Here is a 17,520-nt window from a genome sequence, read left to right on the forward strand (position 1 = left end):
CCGGCCATCGCCCCTAATTGCGCCGGAGAAGTAGTGTGAGCGTTGCCGGACCACCTGCCGAAGCACTGGGAACGGGGGCACCACGATGAGCACCGAATCCGCGGAAACACCCGCGCGCCGGATCGCCAACGGGTACGCCGTCGACGGGCAGGCACTCGAATTGGGCACGGTCGTCGTCGACGGCGCCGTCGACCCGACGGCGCAGATTCGCATCCCCCTGGCCACGATCAACCGGCACGGCCTGGTGGCCGGTGCGACCGGAACGGGGAAGACCAAGACACTTCAGCTGATCGCCGAACAACTCAGTGCGGCGGGCGTTGCGGTGATGATGGCCGACGTCAAGGGCGACCTGTCGGGTCTGGCCCGGCCGGGGGAGGCCAACGACAAGACCGCCGCGCGCGCCAAAGACACGGGCGACGACTGGGCGGCGACCGGCTTCCCGGTGGAGTTCTTGTCGCTGGGCACCGGGGGACTGGGCGTGCCGGTCCGCGCGACGGTTGCCAGCTTCGGTCCGGTTCTGCTGTCGAAAGTGTTGGGGCTCAACGCCACTCAAGAGTCGACGCTGGGGCTGATCTTTCACTGGGCCCAGCAGGCGAACCGTCGGCTGGTCACCCTGGGTGATCTGCGTGGCGTGATCAGCCACCTGGCGAGCGACGAGGGCAAGGCCGACCTGAAAGACCTGGGCGGCGTTTCACCGACGACGGCGGGCGTCATCCTGCGGGCGCTGGTCAACCTCGCCGGCGAGGGCGGCGACACGTTTTTCGGCGAGCCGAAGCTCGATCCTCAGGACTTGCTGCGCGTCGACGACCAGGGTCACGGCATCATCTCGCTGCTCGAGTTCAGCGGTCAGTCGCTACGCCCGGTCATCTTCTCCACGTTTCTGATGTGGGTGCTCGCCGACTTGTTCGCGGTGCTGCCCGAGGTCGGCGACATCGACAAGCCCAAGCTGGTCTTCTTTTTCGACGAGGCGCACCTGTTGTTCGCCGACGCCTCCAAGGCGTTCCTCGAGCAGGTCGAGCAGACCGTCAAGCTGATCCGCTCCAAGGGCGTCGGGGTGTTCTTCTGCACGCAACTGCCCACCGACCTGCCCAACGATGTGCTCTCCCAGCTCGGCGCCCGGATCCAGCACGCGCTGCGGGCGTTCACCCCCGACGATCAACAGGCGCTGAGCAAGACCGTGCGGACGTATCCGAAAACCGATGTCTACGACCTGGAATCGGCGCTGACGTCGCTGGGTATCGGGGAGGCCGTGGTCACGGTGCTGTCCGAGAAGGGCGCGCCCACGCCCGTCGCGTGGACCCGCATGCGCGTGCCGCGGTCGCTGATGGCGTCGATTGGAAACGACGCGATAGCGGCCACGGCGAAAAGCAGTGCGCTGCAGCAGAAATACGGTCAGACGATCGAGCAACCGGCGCAGCCCCAGGCCGGTGCGCCGGATCCTCAGGCCCAGCCGCCGCAGGCCCAGCCGCCGCAGGCCCAGTCCGACTACCCACCCGTCCCGGCGAACGAGCCGCCGCCGCCGATGCCACAGCCGGCGGAGCCGAAAGGCCCCGCCATGTGGGAGGAGGTGCTGAGTAACCCGACGGTGAAAAGCGGCATCAACACGGCGATACGCGAGATCACCAAAAACATCTTCGGCACCGGCCGCCGCCGCCGGAAGTAGGGGCTAGCTGCCGCCCAGCTTCTTGTAAAAGCTGCCGACGATGGGCGCGACGATAGCGCGCGGGGCGTACCCGCTGGCCACCGACATCGCCTTCGACGTCAGGCCCGGAACCACCCGCATCTTGTTGCGCGCCAAGGCATCCAGCGACACCTGGGCGGTGTGTTCGGTGGAGATCCACAGGAATTCCGGCACCAGCCGCTCGACCAGCGACCGTTCGGCGTCGTCGGGCAGGTCGGTGCGCACGGGTCCGGGAGCCAGCAGCGTGACGTGCACGCCCGAGTGGCGCAGTTCGCCGCGCAGCGACTCGCTGAAGGTGTTCGCGAACGCCTTGCTGGCCGCGTAGGTGGCGTTGTAGGGAATCGGCGAATTGCCCGCTGCCGAACCGGAAATCAGGATCCCGCCGGCCCTGCGCTCGACCATGCCGGGCAGCACCGCCAACGTCAGGTCGTGCACGCCCAGCACATTCAGCTGCAGCTGGGCCTTCTCGCCATTGGGATTCAACGTCGCCACCGGGCCGAAGGTCGCGGTGCCGGCATTGGCGCACAGGATCGAAATGGGCCGGGCGGCCAGTTCTTCGCACAATTTCGCCCGTTCGCCAGGATCGGCGAGGTCGGCGGGGCGCACGTCGACGGTGACGCGGTACTTGTCGCTCAGGCGAGCGGCCAGTTCGTTGAGCAGGTCTTCGCGTCGCGCGGTGACGATCAGGCTGTGTCCGCGCGCGGCCAGTTCGGTGGCCAGCGCCTCGCCGATGTTCTGCGAGGCTCCGGTCACAACGGCACGCGCGTCTGGGCTGGGCGCGGGGATCGGCATGAGCCAATCGTAGACAGCGAGCGCGGCGAAGTCGGGCGCGGCGGGTCGGCTGCCAAACACATTGCAGCGATCGCGAGCGCGGCGAAGCCGGGCGCGGCGGGTCGGCTGCCAAACACATAGGCTGCCGGGCATGGGCCAGCCGTCGTCGCGTTCACTCACACCGGTGCCGTCCCGGGTGGTGGCGTGGGCGCTATGGGATTGCGGCTCCACCGGCCTGAACGCGATCGTGGCAACCTTCGTCTTCTCGGTGTATCTGACCACCAGCGTGGGGGTGGGCATCTCCGGCGCCACCACGCCGGCAAGCTGGTTGGGGCGCGCCGCCGCCATCGCCGGGTTGACGGTCGCGCTGCTGGCGCCGGCCGTCGGCGTGTGGGTGGAGTCCCCACATCGCCGGCGGGTGGCCTTGAGCGTGTTGACCGCGTTGGCCGTCGCGCTGACGTGCGCGATGTTCTTCATCCACGACCGCCCCGGCTACCTGTGGGCCGGGCTGGTGCTGATGGGGGCTACGGCGGCCTGCAGCGACCTGGCCAGCGTCCCGTATAACGCCATGCTGCGCCAACTTTCGACGCCGCAGACCGCCGGCCGGATTTCGGGTCTGGGCTGGGCGGCGGGTTACGTCGGCAGCGTCCTGCTGTTGCTCGTGGTCTACAGCGGATTCATCTCCGGGCGGGGCTCCGGGCCGGATGCGACGCGTGGGTTCTTGCGGGTGCCCATTCACGACGGCCTTTACGTCCGCGAGGCGATGTTGGTCGCGGCGGCCTGGCTGGCGATCTTTGCCTTGCCGTTGTTGTTCGTCGCGCATCGGCTTCCCGACTCGGGCGAGATCTACGAGCCGACGAGCATGCTCGGTGGTTATCGCAAGCTGTGGAGCGAGGTCTCCGCGGAGTGGCGGCGAGACCGCAATCTGGTCTACTTCCTATTCGCCAGCGCACTTTTCCGAGACGGGCTGGCGGCGATCTTCGCGTTCGGCGCCGTGCTCGGCGTCAACGTGTACGGCATCTCGCAGGGTGACGTGCTGGTGTTCGGTGTGGTGGCCAGCGTGGTGGCGGCGGTAGGGGCGGTCCTGGGCGGGTTCGTCGATCACCGGGTCGGGTCGAAACCCGTCATCGTGACTTCGCTGGCCGCGATCGTCGTCTTAGGGCTCACCCTGATGCTGCTGTCCGGTTCGGTGGCGTTCTGGATCTGTGGGCTCCTGCTGTGCATGTTCATCGGGCCGTCGCAGTCGTCCTCGCGTGCCCTGCTGCTGCAGATGGCCAAACACGGCAGGGAAGGCGTCGCCTTCGGCCTGTACACGATGACCGGGCGGGCGGTCGCGTTCGTCGCGCCGTGGCTGTTCTCGGTCTTCGTGGACGTATTCGGCGCCGTGCGCGCCGGGCTGGGCGGCATCTCACTGGTACTGCTCGCCGGTCTGCTGGCCATGCTGGCGGTCCGGGTTCCGGCCCGCGGCGCCCTCGCGGCCGAACCGTCGGGGGGCGGTTAGCTCCTCGAGTCGCAGATCGTCAGGCCCACGCCGACGCGCTTGCTCATCTGGACACCGTCGACGGTGACCGAGCACGTGACGTTGTGGCCGATGTTGACGACCGTGACGTTGGCCGGGTGCACCGCCGCCTTGGACAGGCTGACCTCTTTGGTCCACGGCAGCGCGACGTTGAATTCGGTTTGGATCAGGTCGCCGGTGTCGATGTACATGATGCTGATCGCCCTGCCCTCGCCGGCCACGCTGTAGACGATGTCCTGCATCGCGGCCGGGCCGGTGGACTCGGTGGGCGTCGGGGAGCCGCCGGTGGGCGGCACCGGTGCCGGAATGCGCGGCGTCGACGTGCGGGTGGACGGGCTCGGCAGCGTCGGAGTCGTCTCCGGCATGGCGGGCAGCGGCGGGACGGCGGTCTGAGTCTTGATCGCGTCGTTCACCAGCACCAGGGCAATGACCAGGGCGACCACCAGCAGCACGGCGGCGCCGGCGACGATCCACAGCCACCGCGGCGGAGGTTTCGGGCCATCCGGCGGCGGGGGAGCCGACCCCGGGTGTTGTCCGGACGGAGGCAGCTCGTGCTGCCAGTACGCCGGCAACTCTCTGGTGGTGTTGGTCTCGTTCATGTTGGGTGCCCACGGCGGAGCCTGCCCGCCATAGGTGGGCGCGTAGGGCGCCTGATCGGCGTACGCGGGGTCGGCGGGCGGATACCACGGGCCCTGCGGTCCCGACCCCGGCAGAGAGGGGCTGAACCGGTCGGTGGGACGTGAATCGTTCATGTCCACCTCATGGATTGCAGAGTACCTGCGCCGGGCGCACGAACGGCGAATCACCTCACAGCGGTGACTCAGGGGCACTGGTTCCCGGCGGCCAGCGCGGCGACGGTCATCGCCCGCATCACGGCGCGCGACCGCGCGGTGCGGGCCGACTTTCCGCGCGACATGTCGGGGGATTTCATGCTGTGTGGCGTCGAATTGAGGAGGCCGAAGACCGCGTGGGCCGCCAGCCGGGCGTCGGCCTCGGCTAGGTCGGGGTCCAGCTCGCGCAGCACCCCGACCCACACCTCGACGTATTGGCGTTGCGCTTTGCGCACCTGTTTCTCGGCCGCTTCGGGCAGGTGCGCGAGGTCGCGGTCCTGGATGCGGATCAGGTCGGGCTCGCCGAACGCGAAGTCCAGGTGGAAGTCGATCAGCCCGTCCAGCGCCGTCGCCGCGTCGGAGCTGCGAGCCCGCACGCCGCGAGCGCCCGCGAGCAGGCGGGCGCTGATGCCCACCAGCAGCTCCACCAGCAGCGACTCCTTGTTGGGGAAGTGCCGGTAGATGGCGGGGCCGCTGACACCGGCAGCGGCCCCGATGTCTTCCAGCCGCACCGCGAGGAAGCCGCGCTCGGCGAACAGGCGCTCGGCGGCCGCCAGCAGCTGGAGACGCCGGTCGGATTTCAACTGGCTGCGTCGATTTGGGACATCCGGCGCGCTGGGTTGGCCGTCCGAGGTGGACGTTGTCATGACGAACCCCCGTCCGGTTGGTTAATCGTCACTAACTTAGCACGAGTCTTCGACCGGTTAACCTGCCCTAATGGACGGCGACGGCCCGGTCTTGCCGTCCCTGGACCGGGGGGATCGACGATGGTATTCTCACCCTGAGTTAATGGAGATTAACTCAAAAACCCCGCCCGACGGCAAGGAGGCTGCTGCGGCGATGGACAAGGTGGTGGCAACGGCCGCCGAGGCGGTTGCCGACATAACCGACGGGTCGTCTTTGGCGGTCGGGGGCTTCGGGTTCTGCGGCATCCCCGAGGCGTTGATCGCCGCGCTGGTCGAGACCGGCGTGCGCGACCTGGAGACGGTGTCCAACAACTGCGGCGGTTACGGCGTCGGACTGGAAGCGCTGTTGCACCACAAGCGAATTCGCCGGGCCGTCGCCTCGTATTTCGGTGACAACAGGGAATTCGCCCGCCAGTTCCTCGCCGGTGAACTGGAGGTGGAGCTCACCCCGCAGGGCACGCTCGCGGAGCGGTTGCGCGCCGGTGGCGCCGGCATCCCTGCGTTCTACACGCCCGCGGGCGTCGGCACCCCCGTCGCCGACGGCGGCCTGCCGTGGCGCTACGACGCTTCCGGCGGGGTGGCGGTGATGTCGCCGCCCAAGGAAACGCGCGAGTTCGACGGCGTGACCTACGTTCTCGAGCGGGCGATCCGCACCGACTTCGCGCTGGTGCACGCCTGGAAGGGCGACCGGCACGGCAATCTCGTCTACCGGGCGGCCGCGGCGAACTTCAACCCCGACTGCGCCACGGCCGGCAGGATCACCATCGCGGAGGTCGAGCATCTGGTCGAGCCGGGCGAGATCGACCCCGCCGCGGTGCACACGCCCGGCGTCTTCGTGCATCGGGTGGTGCATGTGCCGGACCCGGCCAAGCCGATCGAGAAGGTGACGGTGCGCCCGTGAGCTGGAGCAAGCAGGGCCTGGCCGCACGGGTGGCCGCCGAATTCGAGGATGGCCAATACGTCAACCTCGGCATCGGGATGCCCACGCTGGTGCCCAACCACATTCCGGCCGGTGTCACCGTCGTCGTACATTCGGAAAACGGAATCCTGGGCGTGGGCCCGTATCCGGAGCCCGAGGACGTCGACGCGGATCTGATCAACGCGGGTAAGGAGACGATCACCACGATGCCGGGCGCGGCGTTCTTCGGTTCCTCCGCCTCGTTCGGCATCATTCGCGGCGGACACCTCGACGTCGCCGTGCTGGGGGCCATGCAGGTCTCGGCCACCGGCGACCTCGCCAACTGGATGATTCCCGGAAAGCTGGTCAAGGGCATGGGCGGCGCCATGGACCTCGTCCACGGCGCCCGGAAGGTGATCGCGATGATGGAGCACACGGCCCGCGACGGCAGCCCGAAAGTCGTTGAGCGGTGCACCCTTCCGCTGACGGGTGCGGGATGTGTCAACCGCATCATCACCGACTTGGCCGTCATCGACATATGCGATGACGGTTTGCGCCTGGTCGAGACCGCCCCCGGCGTTTCGGTCGACGAGGTGCTCGACAAGACCGAACCGCCGCTTGTGCTGGCGAGGACCGGGAGGCATTCGTGAGTTCAGCAGTGATGACCGCGCCATCGTTCGCCGACGAGCATCGCCGGCTGGTAGCCGAGTTGAACGCCAAGCTGGCGGCCGCCGCGCTGGGCGGCAACGAACGCGCCCGCGAACGTCACGTCAGCCGCGGCAAGCTACTGCCGCGCGAACGGGTGGATCGACTGCTCGACCCCGGCAGCCCGTTCCTGGAGTTGGCCCCGCTGGCGGCCAACGGCATGTACGACGACGAATCCCCCGGCGCCGGAATCATCACCGGGATCGGCCGGGTGTCGGGGCGCGAGTGCGTGATCGTCGCCAACGACGCCACGGTCAAGGGCGGCACCTACTACCCGATGACCGTCAAAAAGCACCTGCGCGCACAGGAAGTCGCCCTGCAGAATCGCCTGCCGTGCATCTACCTGGTGGACTCCGGGGGCGCCTTCCTGCCCCGCCAGGACGAGGTGTTCCCCGACCGCGAGCATTTCGGCCGGATCTTCTACAACCAAGCGACCATGAGCGCCAAGGAGATTCCCCAAGTGGCCGCGGTCCTCGGATCGTGCACGGCGGGCGGCGCCTACGTGCCTGCCATGAGCGACGAGGCCGTCATCGTGCGCGAGCAGGGGACGATCTTCCTCGGCGGTCCGCCCCTGGTGAAGGCCGCCACCGGCGAGGTCGTATCGGCCGAGGAACTCGGCGGCGGCGACCTGCACTCGCGGGTCTCCGGTGTCACCGACCACCTCGCCGACGACGACGAGCACGCGCTGCGCATCGTGCGGGCCATCGCCGCGACCTTCGGCCCCCGTGAACCCGGCACGTGGGAGGTCCGGCCCGTGGTCGAGCCCAAGCATCCGCAGAGCGAGCTCTACGACGTGGTGCCGCCCGATCCGCGGGTGCCCTATGACGTGCACGAGGTGGTCGTTCGGCTGGTCGACGGCGGCGAATTCAGCGAGTTCAAGGCCAATTACGGCAAGACGCTGATGACCGCGTTCGCCCGCATCCACGGACACCCGGTCGGGATCATCGCCAACAACGGCGTCCTGTTCAGCGAATCCGCTTTGAAGGGCGCCCATTTCATCGAGCTGTGCGACAAGCGCAAGATCCCCCTGTTGTTCCTGCAGAACATCGCCGGTTTCATGGTCGGCCGCGACTACGAGGCCGGCGGCATCGCCAAGCACGGCGCCAAGATGGTGACCGCCGTGGCCTGCGCCCGGGTGCCCAAACTGACCGTCGTGATCGGCGGATCCTATGGCGCGGGCAACTATTCGATGTGCGGTCGGGCGTACTCGCCGCGCTTCCTGTGGATGTGGCCCAACGCCCGCATCTCGGTCATGGGCGGCGAGCAGGCGGCATCGGTGCTGGCGACGGTGCGCGGCGAGCAGCTCGCCGCGGCCGGTAAACCGTGGCCGCCCGACGAGGAGGAGGCGTTCAAGGCGCCCATCCGCGCGCAATACGAGGACCAGGGCAACCCGTACTATTCGACCGCCCGCCTGTGGGACGACGGCATCATCGATCCCGCCGACACCAGAACCGTTGTCGGGCTGGCCCTTTCGGTATGCGCCCACGCCCCGCTAGATCCGGTCTCCTACGGCGTCTTCCGGATGTGATGACCATGTTCGAGACCGTCTTGGTGGCCAACCGCGGCGAGATCGCGGTCCGTGTCATGCGCACCCTGCGCCGGCTGGGTATCCGATCGGTCGCGGTGTACAGCGACCCCGACGCCAACGCCCGCCATGTGCTCGAGGCCGACACGGCCGTTCGTCTGGGGCCCGCCGCCGCGCGGGAGAGCTACCTCGACATCGGGAAGGTGCTCGACGCGGCGGCGCGCACCGGCGCCCAGGCGATCCATCCCGGCTACGGATTCCTCTCCGAAAACGCCGAATTCGCCGCCGCCTGCGAGCGGGCCGGCGTGGTGTTCCTCGGCCCGCCGGCGCGGGCCATCCAGGTGATGGGCGACAAGATCACCGCCAAGAACGCGGTAGCCGCCTTCGACGTGCCGGTCGTTCCCGGCGTGGCCAAGCCCGGACTGAGCGACGACGAGTTGGTGGCGGCCGCCGAAGATGTCGGCTATCCGGTCTTGATCAAGCCCTCGGCGGGCGGCGGCGGCAAGGGCATGCGCCTGGTGGACGACCCGAGCCGGCTGCGCGACGCGCTGGTGGGCGCGCGACGGGAGGCCGCCGCGTCGTTCGGTGACGACACCCTGTTTCTGGAGCGATTCGTACTGCGCCCCAGGCATATCGAAGTACAGGTGCTCGCCGACACGCACGGCAACGTGGTGCACCTGGGCGAGCGCGAGTGCAGCCTGCAGCGGCGCCACCAGAAGGTGATCGAGGAGGCGCCGTCGCCCCTGCTCGACCCGCAGACACGCGCGCGTATCGGGGCGGCGGCCTGCAACACCGCCCGCAGCGTCGATTACGTCGGCGCGGGCACGGTGGAGTTCATCGTCTCCGCCGACCGGCCGGACGAGTTCTTCTTCATGGAGATGAACACCCGCCTGCAGGTGGAACACCCGGTCACCGAGGCGGTTACCGGCCTGGACCTGGTGGAGTGGCAGCTGCGGGTGGCCGCGGGCGAGAAGCTGGGGTTCGCGCAGGACGACATCGAACTGCGGGGCCACGCGATCGAGGCCCGGGTGTACGCCGAGGATCCCGCCCGGGGATTCCTCCCCACCGGCGGCCAGGTGCTGCAGGTATCCGAACCGTCCGGCGCCGGCGTGCGGGTGGACTCGTCGCTGCTGGCGGGCACGGTGGTCGGCAGCGATTACGACCCGATGCTGAGCAAGGTGATCGCCTACGGCGAGGACCGCGACGAGGCGCTCGCGAAACTCGACGCGGCGCTGGCAAAGACCGCAATCCTGGGCGTGCAGACCAACATCGAATTCCTTCGGTTCCTGCTCGCCGACGAGCGGGTGCGCGCCGGCGACCTCGACACGGCGCTGCTGGACGAGCGGGTAGCGGACTTCGCGCCGCGGCCCGCCCCCGACGACGTGCTCGCCGCCGGGGGGCTTTATCGCCAGTGGGCGCTGGACCGTCGCGCCGCGGGCAACCTCTGGGCCGCGCCGACCGGATGGCGGGTCGGGGGTGCACCCGCTCCCGTGCGGACCGAGATGCAGACGCCGCTGCGCAGCGACACCGTGTCGGTTTGGGGGCCACCCACCGACGCCCGGGTGCAGGTCGGTGCGGGCGAGATCCATTCCGCCACCGCGCAAGTCGACGAGGACCGCATGGACGTCACGCTGGACGGGGTGCGCCGTGAATATCGCTGGGCGGAGGCCGACCGACACCTGTGGATCGCCGACGATCGCGGAGCGTGGCACCTGCGCGAGGCCGAGGAACACAAGATCCACCGCGCGGCCGGTGGGCAGCAGGCCGAGATCCTCAGCCCGATGCCGGGCAGCGTGATCGCGGTGCAGGCCGCCTCGGGTGCCGAGGTGTCCGAGGGCGACGTCGTGGTGGTCGTTGAGGCGATGAAGATGGAACACTCGCTCTCCGCGCCGGTTTCGGGACGAGTGGAGCTCCTGGTGTCCGTCGGCGATCAAGTCACCGTCGACCAGGTACTGGCCCGGCTGGTGCCCGAAGAGCCCGAAGCAGCAGCCGATTCGAGTAAGGACGAAACATGACGACATCCATTGCCGCGGGAACGCTTCCCAAGGAATACGAGGATCTGCGCGACACGGTGGCCGAGTTCGCGCGCACCGTGGTCGCGCCCGTCTCGGCCAAACACGATGAGGAGCACAGCTTCCCCTACGAAGTCGTCGCCAAGATGGGCGAGATGGGGTTGTTCGGCCTGCCGTTCCCCGAGGAGTACGGCGGCATGGGGGGCGACTACTTCGCCTTGTCGCTGGCGCTCGAGGAACTCGGCAAGGTCGACCAATCGGTGGCGATCACCTTGGAGGCCGGCGTCAGCCTCGGCGCGATGCCGATCTACCGCTTCGGCTCAGAAGAGCAGAAGAGCAAGTGGCTGCCGGACTTGACGGCCGGCCGGGCGCTGGCCGCGTTCGGGCTCACCGAGCCGGGTGCCGGTTCCGATGCGGGCGCCACCCGGACCACGGCGCGCCTCGATGACGGGGAGTGGGTGATCAACGGCTCCAAGCAGTTCATCACCAACTCCGGCACCGACATCACGAAACTGGTCACCGTCACCGCGGTCACGGGGACGATCGGTGACGGCAAGAAAGAGATCTCGACGATCATCGTGCCCAATGGCACATCGGGATTCACCGTCGAACCGGTTTACAGCAAGGTTGGCTGGAACGCCTCGGACACCCATCCGCTGAGCTTCGCCGATGCCCGCGTCCCGGAGGAGAACCTGCTCGGTCCCCGCGGCAACGGCTACGCCAACTTCCTGTCCATCCTGGACGAGGGCCGCATCGCGATCGCCGCGCTGGCAACCGGCGCCGCCCAGGGTTGCGTCGACGAGAGCGTCAAGTATGCCAAGGAGCGCCAATCGTTCGGGCAGCCGATCGGCTCCTATCAGGCGATCAGCTTCAAGATCGCCCGGATGGAAGCGCGCGCGCATGTCGCCCGCACTGCTTACTACGACGCGGCGGCAAAGATGTTGGCGGGCAAGCCCTTCAAGAAGGAGGCGGCCATCGCGAAGATGATCGCGTCGGAAGCGGCCATGGATAACGCCCGAGACGCGACCCAGATTCACGGCGGATACGGCTTCATGAATGAGTACCCGGTGGCGCGGCACTACCGCGACAGCAAGATCCTCGAGATTGGCGAGGGTACCACCGAAGTTCAGTTGATGCTCATCGCGCGATCGCTGGGGCTGTCGTGAGCGACAAGTCAATCCTCCAGCGCGGACTGTGGTTCGAGGAATTCGAGATCGGCACGACGTACCTGCACCGGCCCGGCCGCACCATCACCGAGGCCGACAACGTCTTGTTCACCACGCTGACGATGAACACCCAGTCGCTGCACCTGGACGCGGCGTGGGCCGCCGAGCAGCCGGGCTTCCGGGGCGAGCGGTTGGTGAATTCGATGTTCACGCTGTCCACGCTGGTCGGGTTGTCGGTGTCGCAGCTGACGCTGGGCACCATCGTCGCCAACCTGGGCTTTTCCGAGGTGTCATTCCCCAAACCAGTCTTCCACGGCGACACGCTGTACGCCGAGACCGTATGTACCGGCAAGCGCGAGTCGAAGAGCCGGCCAGGGGAAGGGATCGTCACGCTCGAGCACACGGGGCGCAACCAGCACGGTGACGTCGTGGCGCGGGCGATGCGGACGACGCTGGTTCAGAAGCGGCCGGACGGGGAGGAGTCCCGATGAACCTGCAAGCCGCCGGTCCGGGCTGGCTGTTCTGCCCGGCGGACCGTCCCGAGCGATTCGCCAAGGCGGCGGCCGCGGCCGACGTGGTGATCCTCGACCTGGAGGACGGCGTGGCCGAGGCGGACAAGCCCGCCGCGCGCAAGGCGCTGCGCGAGACCCCGCTGGATCCCGAGCGCACCGTGGTGCGGATCAACGCGGCCGGCACCGAGGAGCACGGCCTCGACCTGGACGCCCTGGCCGAGACGCCCTACACGACCGTGATGCTGTCCAAGACGGAATCGGCCGCGCAGGTTTCGGCGCTTTCGCCGCGCGACGTCATCGCGCTGATCGAGACGCCCCGCGGTGCGGTCTTCAGCACCGAGATCGCCGCCGCGGAGGGGACCGTCGCCATGATGTGGGGTGCAGAGGACCTCGTCGCGGCCCTGGGTGGCAGTTCCAGCCGCCTGGCCGACGGCACCTACCGCGACTTTGCCCGCCACGTCCGGTCGACGGTCCTGCTGGCGGCGTCCACCTTCGGCCGGGCCGCCCTGGATGCGGTGCATCTGGACATCCACGACGTCGACGGCTTGCGGGCCGAAGCCGCCGACGCCGTCGCCGTGGGTTTCCACGGAACCGTCTGCATCCACCCGACTCAGATCCCGGTCGTGCGCGACGCCTACCGTCCCAGCGAGGAGAAACTCGACTGGGCGCGAAGAGTATTGGATGCGGCGCGCACCGAGCGCGGCGTTTTCGCGTTCGAGGGCCAGATGGTGGACTCGCCGGTGCTCAAGCACGCGGAAATGCTCGTGCGCAGGGCGGGGCAGTCCGCCGCCGGCTGAAACCGCGAAAGCAGTGTCACCGGCGATATTCGGAAGTCCTCTGATGGCTGGAGCCTGCGGCTGACCCGCCACCTGGCCGTGCTGCCGCTGGGCGCGCGACACGTTCGCGATCACCGCGGTCTGTTCTCATTCGAGCGCATAATGGTGGGTACGCCAGTGTCGCGGCGAGCGAAGCCTTTCGGGTAGCTGGCGATCGGCTTCGGCTCGCGGTAGGTCCCGGCTGAGCTTTTGCTGTGGCCCTGCGGCACCGAGGTAGGGAGACGGTATGGCGATGGTGCCCCAATTGCCGATGACCGTCGATCTCGAGCCCGTGCAACTCGTCGCCGCCGACGGCACACCGACCCGAGAACCCCGGTACGGCCGCGACCTTCCGGCCGAGACGTTGTGCTGGCTCTACGAAATGATGGTCGTCACGCGCGAGCTGGACACCGAATTCGTCAACCTCAAGCGCCAGGGGGAGCTGGCGCTGTTCGCGTCCTGCCGCGGTCAGGAGGCCGCCCAGGTGGGCGCGACGGCGTGTCTGCGCAAGACGGACTGGCTGTTTCCCCAATACCGGGAGCTCGGCGCGTACCTGGTGCGCGGCATCCCGCCCGCTCACGTGGGCGCGGTTTGGCGCGGAACCTGGCATGGCGGACTGGAATTCACCAAGAAGTGCTGCGCCCCGACGTCGATCCCGATCGGCACCCAGACCTTGCACGCCGTCGGCGCCGCGATGGCCGCGCAGCGTCTCGGCGAGGATTCGGTGACGGTGGCCTTCCTCGGTGACGGCGCCACCAGCGTCGGGGACGTGCACGAGGCGCTGAACTTCGCCGCCGTGTTCGCGACGCCGTCGGTGTTCTTCGTGCAGAACAACCAGTGGGCGATCTCGATGCCCGTCCACAAACAGACCGCGGCACCGTCCATCGCGCACAAGGCAATCGGCTACGGCATGCCGGGAATCCGGGTGGACGGCAACGACGTGCTGGCCTGCTACGCGGTGATGGCCGAGGCGGCCGCCCGCGCCCGGACCGGCGGTGGGCCGACCCTGATCGAGGCGGTCACCTACCGGCTCGGACCGCACACCACTTCCGACGATCCCAGCCGCTACCGGACGCAGGACGAGGTGGACCGGTGGGCCGCACTCGACCCGATCCCGCGTTATCGCACCTACCTTCAGCACGAGGGCCTGTGGTCGATCCGCTTGGAAGACCGAGTCGCCGCCCGCGCGAAACGGATGCGCGCGGACCTGCGGGACGCGGTCTTCGGCGCACCCGATTTCGACATCGACGAGGTGTTCACCACGGTGTACGCCGAGATGACGCCCGGGTTGGAGTCGCAACGCCGACAGTTGCGAACCGAACTGGGGAGACGCGAATGACGCAGCTCGCGGACCGTCCGGCCAGCTCCGACGAAACCCTCGCCGCCCCAGCGCGCGGCGTCGCGCAGTCGCTGACCATGGTGCAGGCGCTCAACCGTGCGCTGCACGACGCGATGGCCGCCGACGATCGGGTGCTGGTGTTCGGTGAGGACGTCTCGGTCGAGGGGGGAGTGTTCCGCGTCACCGAAGGGCTGGCCGAAATCTTCGGCGAGAAACGCTGTTTCGACACGCCGCTGGCGGAATCGGCCATCATCGGGATCGCGGTGGGGCTGGCGCTCCGCGGCTTCGTGCCGGTGCCGGAGATTCAGTTCGACGGCTTCTCCTATCCCGCCTTCGATCAGGTGGTCAGCCACCTGGCGAAGTACCGCACCCGCACCCGCGGCGAGATCAACATGCCGGTGACCGTGCGGATCCCATCCTTCGGCGGAATCGGTGCGGCCGAACATCATTCGGACTCCACGGAGTCGTATTGGGCCCACACCGCCGGCCTGAAGGTGGTGGTTCCCTCCAGCCCGTCGGACGCCTACTGGCTGCTTCGCCACGCGATCGCCTGCCCGGATCCGGTGATGTACCTCGAGCCGAAGCGGCGCTATCAGGTGCGCGGCACGGTCGACACCGAGCGGCCCGAACCGGCCATCGGCCGCGCGATGGTGCGCCGGCCCGGCTCCGATGTCACCGTCGTGACCTACGGCAGCTTGGTCAGCACCGCGGTCGGCGCCGCGGAAGAGGCCCAGCGCCAACGCGGTTGGAGCCTGGAGGTCATCGACCTGCGGTCACTCGTTCCCCTGGACTTCGACACCGTCGCGGCGTCGATTCGCCGGACGGGGCGTTGCGTGGTGATGCACGAGGGCCCGCGCAGCCTCGGGTACGGCGCCGGATTGGCCGCCAGGATTCAAGAGGACATGTTCTACGAGCTCGAGGCGCCGGTGTTGCGCGCCTGCGGGTTTGACACTCCGTACCCACCGGCCCGACTGGAGCGGCTGTGGCTGCCCGGACCCGACCGGCTGCTGGACTGCGTCGAGCGTGCGCTGGAAATGCCATGAGCGCCGAGATCAGGGAATTCCGGGTTCCCGACCTCGGCGAGGGATTACAGGAAGTGACCGTGACGCGCTGGAACGTCGTCGCGGGCGACGATGTCGAACTCAACCAGGTGTTGTGCTCGGTGGAAACCGCCAAGGCCGAGGTCGAGCTGCCCAGCCCCTACGCCGGGCGAATCGTCGAAACGCACGGTGCCGAAGGCGATGTGCTCGACGTGGGGGCGGTGCTCGTTCGCATCGACACCACACCGCTCAACAACGACACCCCCCTGACGGCAGGGGCGCTGCTGCCGACACTCGTCGGTTACGGGGCGGACGACGGCATCGACGCCAGCCGACGGACCGGCCGCCCGCTCGCCGCCCCGCCGGCGCGCAAACTGGCCAAGGAACTGATGGTCGACCTGCGCTCGCTGCAGCGCGATCCCGACAGCATCATCACCCGGGCGGACGTGCTGGCGGCGGCCGACCAGAACGGTGCCGACGTTCGGCCGGTTCGCGGCGTGCAGGCCAGAATGGCCGAGAAGATGACGTTGTCGCACAAGGAGATCCCCGCGGCCAAAGTCAGCGTCGCGGTCGACTGCACCGAACTCATGCGGCTGTCGAACCGAACGCCGGCGGACCAGAAGATCACGCCGTTCGTCCTGACGATGCGGTTGCTGCTGATTGCGCTGCGGCACAACGAGATTGTCAACTCGACATGGGTCGACTCGCCCGACGGCCCGCAGATTCGGGTCCATCGGCGGGTGCACCTGGGATTCGCAGTGGCCACCCCGCGCGGCCTGCTGGTCCCGGTGATCACCGACGCGCACGACAAGACCACCCGCGAACTGGCAACTCGGGCAGCCGAGTTGATCGGCGGCGCGCGGGCGGGCACGCTGACGCCGGGGGAGTTACGCGGCTCCACATTCACCGTCACCAACTTCGGGGCGCTCGGCGCCGACGACGGCGTGCCGGTGATCAACCACCCAGAAGCGGCGATCCTGGGGATGGGCGCGATCAAACCGCGCCCCGTCGCCGTCGATGATCGGGTCGTGGTGCGCCAGACGATGACACTGACGTGCGTCTTCGATCACCGCGTGGCCGACGGCGCACAGGCGGCCCGGTTCGTCACCGAGCTGCGGGATCTGGTCGAGTCACCGATGACCGCGCTGCTCGACCTCTGAAGGCTCAGGAGTGCGGCGGTACGGGGCACCAGAACAGGCCGCAGTTGAAGCTGGGCGCGTGCGAAGGCGGCGGGGGCGGGTAGTGCGGCGGGTTGTCGGTGTCCCAGCATTGATTCCAGTACTTGTTCTCGCCCCATGCCGGGTTCCACGGCTGGTTCGGGCACCAGTACACCTGCGGTGCGGGAGCCGGCTGCGCCTGGGCGATCCCTTCGGCCAGAGCTGATCCGGCCGACGCGAGGCCGCTGACCAGCAAGGCCCCGGCGGCAATTCGGGTGAGGGTGCGGTTGATCTCCACTTGCATGTCCTTCGCTAGGGCGCCGGGTCTGCCGGCCTCTTCGTAGCAAAGCACACTTTGGTCGGGTCGCTACCGATCCCAACCTGCGAACCTGCGACGGTGCTACCGGCGTTGCGCCGCGGCCAGTCGTTGAGCGAATTCCGGCGATTGGATGGAGTACGCCTGCGGGCCGAGCTCCGTGCGCATGGCGAAGACGTGCTGCTCGTAGTCCAGCGATCCCGGGCTGATGGTCGCGCGCATCGTCGCCTTCGTCGCCAGCACCACCTCGCGCGGGGCGGCCGCGGGCCCGGCGGCCAACGCCATGGCCGCGGCAACCGGATCGTCGGCGACGGCGAGCGCCAAGCCGTGGCGCACCGCGGACTCGGCGTCGAAACGCATGCCGAACAGCAAGGCCGCGCGTGCGACCTGGGGGCCCACCGCCCGCTGCAGCATCCAGGTCGCGCCGCCGCCGGGGTGCAATCCCAGCTGCTGGAATCGCGCGTCGAACAGGGCCGCCGGGCCCGCGATGCGCACATCGGCGGCCAACGCGAGGTTCAGACCCGCGCCGACGGCCGCGCCGTTGACGG

Annotated in this window: 17 protein-coding genes; 12 read left to right on the forward strand and 5 right to left on the reverse strand. The window is 68.6% G+C overall.

Annotated features, from left to right (window positions below; all coding sequences use genetic code 11):
* Positions 1 to 85 precede the first annotated feature (85 nt).
* Entirely contained in the window at positions 86 to 1,663 is a 1,578-nt protein-coding gene (locus A5701_RS24995) for a helicase HerA-like domain-containing protein (protein WP_067760559.1), read from the forward strand.
* A 3-nt stretch (positions 1,664 to 1,666) separates the two neighbouring features.
* Here A5701_RS24995 and cmrA read toward each other — a convergent pair whose 3' ends face one another.
* Positions 1,667 to 2,473: a mycolate reductase gene (gene cmrA / locus A5701_RS25000; RefSeq protein ID WP_067760606.1), complete on the reverse strand. Its 807-nt coding sequence runs from the start codon at positions 2,471 to 2,473 to the stop codon at positions 1,667 to 1,669.
* A 130-nt stretch (positions 2,474 to 2,603) separates the two neighbouring features.
* Between cmrA and A5701_RS25005 the strand changes: the two genes are divergently transcribed.
* Positions 2,604 to 3,953, forward strand: coding sequence for an MFS transporter (locus A5701_RS25005; protein ID WP_067760562.1), 1,350 nt, complete (start codon positions 2,604 to 2,606; stop codon positions 3,951 to 3,953).
* Here A5701_RS25005 and A5701_RS25010 read toward each other — a convergent pair.
* A complete protein-coding gene (locus A5701_RS25010) occupies positions 3,950 to 4,729 on the reverse strand; it encodes an MmpS family transport accessory protein (RefSeq protein WP_082950205.1) in 780 nt (259 codons plus the stop codon). The two genes, A5701_RS25005 and A5701_RS25010, sit on opposite strands and share 4 nt — an antisense overlap.
* A 62-nt stretch (positions 4,730 to 4,791) precedes the next feature.
* Positions 4,792 to 5,448 carry a TetR/AcrR family transcriptional regulator gene (locus A5701_RS25015; protein WP_082950206.1) on the reverse strand — a complete coding sequence of 219 codons (657 nt, stop codon included), beginning with the start codon at positions 5,446 to 5,448 and terminating at the stop codon, positions 4,792 to 4,794.
* 193 nt (positions 5,449 to 5,641) lie between these two features.
* Between A5701_RS25015 and A5701_RS25020 the strand changes: the two genes are divergently transcribed.
* From A5701_RS25020 to A5701_RS25065, 10 genes are all read left to right on the forward strand, one after another.
* Positions 5,642 to 6,388 (forward strand): CoA transferase subunit A, encoded by a 747-nt coding sequence (locus tag A5701_RS25020; RefSeq protein ID WP_067760614.1) that lies wholly within the window; start codon positions 5,642 to 5,644, stop codon positions 6,386 to 6,388.
* Entirely contained in the window at positions 6,385 to 7,035 is a 651-nt protein-coding gene (locus A5701_RS25025; protein WP_067760567.1) for a CoA transferase subunit B, read from the forward strand. The genes A5701_RS25020 and A5701_RS25025 overlap by 4 nt, the downstream gene beginning before the upstream one ends.
* A gap of 11 nt (positions 7,036 to 7,046) precedes the next feature.
* Positions 7,047 to 8,618, forward strand: a complete 1,572-nt coding sequence (locus A5701_RS25030) for a carboxyl transferase domain-containing protein (protein ID WP_067760569.1) — start codon at positions 7,047 to 7,049, stop codon at positions 8,616 to 8,618.
* Between the two features lie 5 nt (positions 8,619 to 8,623).
* Positions 8,624 to 10,630, forward strand: a complete 2,007-nt coding sequence (locus A5701_RS25035) for an acetyl/propionyl/methylcrotonyl-CoA carboxylase subunit alpha (protein ID WP_067760616.1) — start codon at positions 8,624 to 8,626, stop codon at positions 10,628 to 10,630.
* A complete protein-coding gene (locus A5701_RS25040) occupies positions 10,627 to 11,793 on the forward strand; it encodes an acyl-CoA dehydrogenase family protein (protein WP_067760571.1) in 1,167 nt (388 codons plus the stop codon). Before A5701_RS25035 ends, A5701_RS25040 begins: the two co-directional genes overlap by 4 nt.
* On the forward strand, positions 11,775 to 12,284 hold the full coding sequence (locus A5701_RS25045) for a MaoC family dehydratase (RefSeq protein ID WP_156675552.1): 510 nt from the start codon (positions 11,775 to 11,777) through the stop codon (positions 12,282 to 12,284). Before A5701_RS25040 ends, A5701_RS25045 begins: the two co-directional genes overlap by 19 nt.
* Positions 12,281 to 13,102 carry a CoA ester lyase gene (locus tag A5701_RS25050; RefSeq protein ID WP_067760575.1) on the forward strand — a complete coding sequence of 274 codons (822 nt, stop codon included), beginning with the start codon at positions 12,281 to 12,283 and terminating at the stop codon, positions 13,100 to 13,102. The genes A5701_RS25045 and A5701_RS25050 overlap by 4 nt, the downstream gene beginning before the upstream one ends.
* A gap of 265 nt (positions 13,103 to 13,367) precedes the next feature.
* A complete protein-coding gene (gene pdhA / locus A5701_RS25055) occupies positions 13,368 to 14,459 on the forward strand; it encodes a pyruvate dehydrogenase (acetyl-transferring) E1 component subunit alpha (protein ID WP_067760577.1) in 1,092 nt (363 codons plus the stop codon).
* Positions 14,456 to 15,502 (forward strand): 3-methyl-2-oxobutanoate dehydrogenase subunit beta, encoded by a 1,047-nt coding sequence (gene bkdB / locus A5701_RS25060; protein WP_067760579.1) that lies wholly within the window; start codon positions 14,456 to 14,458, stop codon positions 15,500 to 15,502. The genes pdhA and bkdB overlap by 4 nt, the downstream gene beginning before the upstream one ends.
* Complete coding sequence (locus A5701_RS25065; RefSeq protein WP_067760581.1) at positions 15,499 to 16,659, forward strand: dihydrolipoamide acetyltransferase family protein; 1,161 nt, start codon at positions 15,499 to 15,501, stop codon at positions 16,657 to 16,659. The genes bkdB and A5701_RS25065 overlap by 4 nt, the downstream gene beginning before the upstream one ends.
* Positions 16,660 to 16,663: 4 nt before the next feature.
* Here A5701_RS25065 and A5701_RS25070 read toward each other — a convergent pair whose 3' ends face one another.
* Together A5701_RS25070 and A5701_RS25075 are read right to left on the reverse strand one after the other, a co-directional pair.
* Positions 16,664 to 16,954: a hypothetical protein gene (locus A5701_RS25070; protein WP_156670261.1), complete on the reverse strand. Its 291-nt coding sequence runs from the start codon at positions 16,952 to 16,954 to the stop codon at positions 16,664 to 16,666.
* A gap of 102 nt (positions 16,955 to 17,056) precedes the next feature.
* Positions 17,057 to 17,520, reverse strand: a 464-nt coding sequence (locus A5701_RS25075) for an enoyl-CoA hydratase-related protein (protein WP_197505062.1), incomplete at its 5' end; no start/stop codon positions are given.

The sequence above is a fragment of the Mycobacterium sp. E3305 genome (assembly GCF_001666785.1).
Lineage (GTDB): Bacteria > Actinomycetota > Actinomycetes > Mycobacteriales > Mycobacteriaceae > Mycobacterium.

Excerpts from the sequence above, each read along its gene's own strand:
- A5701_RS24995 (WP_067760559.1), top strand. The coding sequence starts at position 86 with ATGAGCACCGAATCCGCGGAAACACCCGCGCGCCGGATCGCCAACGGG.
- cmrA (WP_067760606.1), bottom strand. The coding sequence starts at position 2,473 with ATGCCGATCCCCGCGCCCAGCCCAGACGCGCGTGCCGTTGTGACCGGA.
- A5701_RS25005 (WP_067760562.1), top strand. The coding sequence starts at position 2,604 with ATGGGCCAGCCGTCGTCGCGTTCACTCACACCGGTGCCGTCCCGGGTG.
- A5701_RS25015 (WP_082950206.1), bottom strand. The coding sequence starts at position 5,448 with ATGACAACGTCCACCTCGGACGGCCAACCCAGCGCGCCGGATGTCCCA.
- A5701_RS25020 (WP_067760614.1), top strand. The coding sequence starts at position 5,642 with ATGGACAAGGTGGTGGCAACGGCCGCCGAGGCGGTTGCCGACATAACC.
- A5701_RS25030 (WP_067760569.1), top strand. The coding sequence starts at position 7,047 with ATGACCGCGCCATCGTTCGCCGACGAGCATCGCCGGCTGGTAGCCGAG.
- A5701_RS25035 (WP_067760616.1), top strand. The coding sequence starts at position 8,624 with ATGTTCGAGACCGTCTTGGTGGCCAACCGCGGCGAGATCGCGGTCCGT.
- A5701_RS25040 (WP_067760571.1), top strand. The coding sequence starts at position 10,627 with ATGACGACATCCATTGCCGCGGGAACGCTTCCCAAGGAATACGAGGAT.
- A5701_RS25050 (WP_067760575.1), top strand. The coding sequence starts at position 12,281 with ATGAACCTGCAAGCCGCCGGTCCGGGCTGGCTGTTCTGCCCGGCGGAC.
- pdhA (WP_067760577.1), top strand. The coding sequence starts at position 13,368 with ATGGCGATGGTGCCCCAATTGCCGATGACCGTCGATCTCGAGCCCGTG.
- bkdB (WP_067760579.1), top strand. The coding sequence starts at position 14,456 with ATGACGCAGCTCGCGGACCGTCCGGCCAGCTCCGACGAAACCCTCGCC.
- A5701_RS25065 (WP_067760581.1), top strand. The coding sequence starts at position 15,499 with ATGAGCGCCGAGATCAGGGAATTCCGGGTTCCCGACCTCGGCGAGGGA.